Source organism: Candidatus Neomarinimicrobiota bacterium (assembly GCA_022560655.1).
Lineage (GTDB): Bacteria > Fidelibacterota > Marinisomatia > SCGC-AAA003-L08 > TS1B11 > JADFSS01.
Genome location: JADFSS010000120.1, coordinates 1 through 3,745, shown reverse-complemented (window position 1 = coordinate 3,745; position 3,745 = coordinate 1). Strand labels below are relative to the sequence as shown.

Annotated in this window: 4 protein-coding genes and 1 pseudogene; all 5 read right to left on the bottom strand. The window is 58.3% G+C overall.

The genetic code is table 11. The features are described 5' to 3' along the window. On the bottom strand, positions 1-368 hold a 368-nt coding region (locus IH971_11070; protein ID MCH7498369.1), incomplete at its 3' end, for a hypothetical protein. 52 nt (positions 369-420) lie between these two features. Continuing rightward, positions 421-1,329, bottom strand: a complete 909-nt coding sequence (locus IH971_11065) for a hypothetical protein (GenBank protein ID MCH7498368.1) — start codon at positions 1,327-1,329, stop codon at positions 421-423. 305 nt (positions 1,330-1,634) lie between these two features. Then, positions 1,635-2,354 (bottom strand): CADD family putative folate metabolism protein, encoded by a 720-nt coding sequence (locus tag IH971_11060; protein ID MCH7498367.1) that lies wholly within the window; start codon positions 2,352-2,354, stop codon positions 1,635-1,637. Positions 2,355-2,505: 151 nt separating this feature from the next. Continuing rightward, positions 2,506-2,868: pseudogene (locus tag IH971_11055) on the bottom strand (VOC family protein). A gap of 67 nt (positions 2,869-2,935) precedes the next feature. After that, positions 2,936-3,601 carry an SGNH/GDSL hydrolase family protein gene (locus IH971_11050; protein MCH7498366.1) on the bottom strand — a complete coding sequence of 222 codons (666 nt, stop codon included), beginning with the start codon at positions 3,599-3,601 and terminating at the stop codon, positions 2,936-2,938. Positions 3,602-3,745 lie beyond the last annotated feature (144 nt).

Sequence of the window (3,745 nt, the reverse complement as noted above, 5' to 3'; positions counted from 1 at the left end):
TGGACAGAATATGCAGCTATGCCGCCGAAAGTATCCGTAAACGTGATACTGGTGCCTATATACACAAAAAAACGACTAGAGCTACTGTAACTTACACGCCCCTCTGGGTTCACCGCTTCTACCCTCCAGCGTTTCCAGCCATTAGATAAGGGTGAAGTCGTATCAGTTTCGGTTGCAACAGATGACCTAAATTCCTCTTCGGAGGAGTATCCATCCTTTTCATCAAATACTTCAACGTGATACTCAACGGCATCGGGCGCGGTGCTCCATTCCAGGGTAACCTCGTTTGTCTCAGTAATCACAGCCTCATCAGCGGGAGAGAGTAATTGGGGTGCCTCGGGCCGGTCCAGCTCATTATCGAAATTCAACTCGGGCACCTCGCAGCCGAGCAGTAATAAGACCGCCAACAAGGCTCGTGCTCTAGTCCAGGGCAATTTCCCACCTCAAGTGAGTTTGATGGGTCCGGGGATCAGAAACAAGCCTGAAGGCGGGCAGTTCTGAATACGCGTTCTGCGGCCGGCGTTTTGGCCCTACCAGAAGGGCGTGGAGCACGTTGGCTGCCCAGAGACCGGCCGCCACCGGGGCTAGGATGTTAATAGTCTCGCTTGCGCGGTCCAGCTTATCGTGGCTTGCGCGGGCATTATTCTTGTATTCCAGGATTTCAGGGTAATCCTCTTCGAGGCGGTACAGGTCCAGGTAGCGATTGTAATCATCATACGCCGTCTGGTAGCTGCCGTACTCGGCCAGAAGCACACCCGTCACGGCTAGCCCGGCGGCCAGTAGCCCGTAACCCGAAACTTTCCGTCCGTAGTAGAGTTGGCCCAGCCCTGGGAATGCCATGGAGCGCAGCAAGCCTCCCGATCTTGTCGCCGCCCTTCCGGCCTGCTCCTCCAAGAAGGCCTTGGTCCCCAGGCGGCGCCTCTCCAGTAAATCGGGCGGCGGGTCAAGTCCCATGATATCATAGGCCAGAATCTCCGTCTCAGTAATCAACCCAGCCACCTCGCCTATGTAGGTGATTTCCTTGGTGATTTCAATGCCGCCCGTCTCCACCGATACCATCCTTACATCGATGGTGTACGCCTCTCCAACCTTGCCGATGGAGCCGCCCATCATGTACTTCACGCCCAGCAGCTGGCCAACTTCAACGGCACATTCATCGGACGTGCAGCCCGTGAGTTGAAAGTCCTGCTCCATCAGAATCTCACGCATGAGGGAACGCTCCACCAGGCGCACGGCTTCCGTCTGGCCGATGGCGGTGCGGAAACGGTCGGTCAAGGTCAGTGCCTCCATCAGGGAGATGCCCCTGGCCTCCAAATCAAGAATAGCCACCGTGGGCCGGAGATCCTGAGAAAATAGAAAAGTATTTATCAGAATCAACGGGAAGACGATGTACCGTCTGACCCAAAACTGTGAACAGCTTTTCATTCGGTCACCAATTCACTATCCCAAGCTAATCTACCGAGATTCGCTAGAGTGGACACAAGTCCTACTTGCCTTTCACCGCCGTGACCATGATGTCCACCCGGTCGTCTCGCGACAGGCGAGCCGCCTCGATCACCGCCCGGACCGGCTGTCGCTCAGGACCCCGTGCCGCCCGAACATCTCAGGCGTCCGGTGGGACCAGACAAGGAACGTCAGGCAGTCGCCGCCGGGTCCGCGTCAATGGGCACGTAGGCCTCGTAAACACCATCCAGAAAGGTCCATAGCGCCTGTGCTGCTTCCTCAGCTGACTGCAGGACCCGGTGGCGGGTAGCCTTATCGCTCGCCCGGGAAGCCAGCACGTCCCGCTCCACCTGGCGGTGCCAGATATCGGCGGTCTCATGCACCCGGAAAAAGGCGGTGGTACGTTCGTCGTCAATTCCATAGAACGACTTCAGCCCCTCCCGCTTGGTGTAGGCCACCTCCGGAATCTGCGATTCATAGGCATAAAGGGCCGCCAACCCCACGCGATAGTCGGGGCTTTGTGTGAGGCGCTGCATGGTTCCCACCGAGGCCTCGGTCCTCGGCAACAGTTCGGCACCCAGCACATCCTCGCGGTCAACGCCCAGCCCTTCGCCAAACCTCAACCAGAGTTCGGGATGGTTATCGGGGCCACGCTCTTCCTCGATGAGGTTCTCCAGGAGCATCTGCCGGACAGATAGGTCGTCACAGCGGGCATGCACGGCGCTCACATAAGTGGGAAAGGCGGCCACGTGCGTATAGTACTGTTTGGCGTATTCAGCCAGCGTCTCCCTGCTGAGCTCGCCGGCGCTCCAACATTCGTAAAAGGGGTGTTGCAGTAATCCATAGCGGCCGATTGCCCGGTCCAATGCTTCGAGAAAATGATGGGTTGTCGTACTATTCTGTGCGGTCATGAAACTTTTCCTTTCACTGCTTTGGGAATATCGGTAGCTGAGGCCCCGGCGGTAATAGCCGCCAAACTTAAGTCCGGGAATCCGTCGGGTGCACGGATATCATGCAGGGGCCGAACGCAGTAACACCTTGCAAGCCCCCTCAGGCAGGGCCTTACGCCAGCGAAGAATCGGACTCCAAAATGCCAAAGGGATTGCCCTCGCGGTCCTCGCAATAGTGAAAATAGCCCACGCCAGGAATCGACTCCTTGGGCGTTACGACCTTGCCACCGCGTGCCTTGATTTTCTCTGCAAAGTCGTCCACCGACGGCACATCAATGATGTTCACCGTAGGTGCCTATCCATAGGAATGGATCGCACCGTTGATGCCCGGCACATCATCGTCGCCCGTGGTGACCAACCAATAGTCACGGGGACCCTCCATCTTCTGGATGCTCCAGCCAAATACGTGGCCATAAAAATCCACTGCACTCTGGATATCCTTGGCATTGATTTCGAAATGAATGCTGCGTGGCACGGCTTGTCCTCCCTTATTGCGCTGATATGGTATCTTGTTGCTGCTGCCGGCATTAATGACCGGACTCTCAACCTCCGGCCTGCAGGGCATCCAAAACTGCTTCCGCAACCAACCGGTTGCCCTCCGGGCTCAGGTGCACCCCGTCAGTGGTGAGAATGCCCTGCTCAGCGTTGCCGGGGTTATGGGTGCGCAGGTGCTCAACGAATATCTTGCGCAGGTCCAGGAGGGCGACGTCCCTGGCTTTGGCCACCTCACGGGTGATGGCGGCGTAATCGTCAAGCAGACCGTCCAGGTCATTGGCCCCACCGATCCGCTCTCCAACAACGGTAGGGGTGCAGAGCACGACGCGGGCCCCGGCATTGGTCAGCCGGCGCGTGATGTCCGTCAAGCCATACTGGTAGCGGCCCGGGGGTATTCCGCCCAAACTCAGGGTGGAGTGCCACACATCGTTGACACCGATGGTGACAAACACGATGTCGGGGTTACGGGCCAGGACGTCGCGGTGGAGGCGTTCCTGCAGATCGGGCACCTTGTTGCCGGTCACTCCCGCAGCGATTACCTCCAGGCGCAGATGCGGTAGCCGGGCAGCCAGGGAATCCCGCACCAGCGCCACAAAGCCATCGGGCTGATCGCCCAACTCGGTGATGGAGTCGCCCAGGAAGATGATGCGGTCGCCCGGCCGCAGCTCAACGCCCCCCGGCGTGCACGCCGACCAGAGAACCAGCCCCGCCACGAGCCCACGCATCGCTATCCCTTTGATGGAAGTTTGCCCCAATGCCATAAATCCTTGGACTGATTCTACACAGAACGCCAGGCCACGGCAATAGATTCGCCGGAGCACGTCCCCGATTCCCTCCCGCCCGTTGCGAAATTTCAT

Coding starts and splice junctions, on each gene's coding strand:
- IH971_11060 (MCH7498367.1), bottom strand. CDS start 2,354: ATGACCGCACAGAATAGTACGACAACCCATCATTTTCTCGAAGCATTG.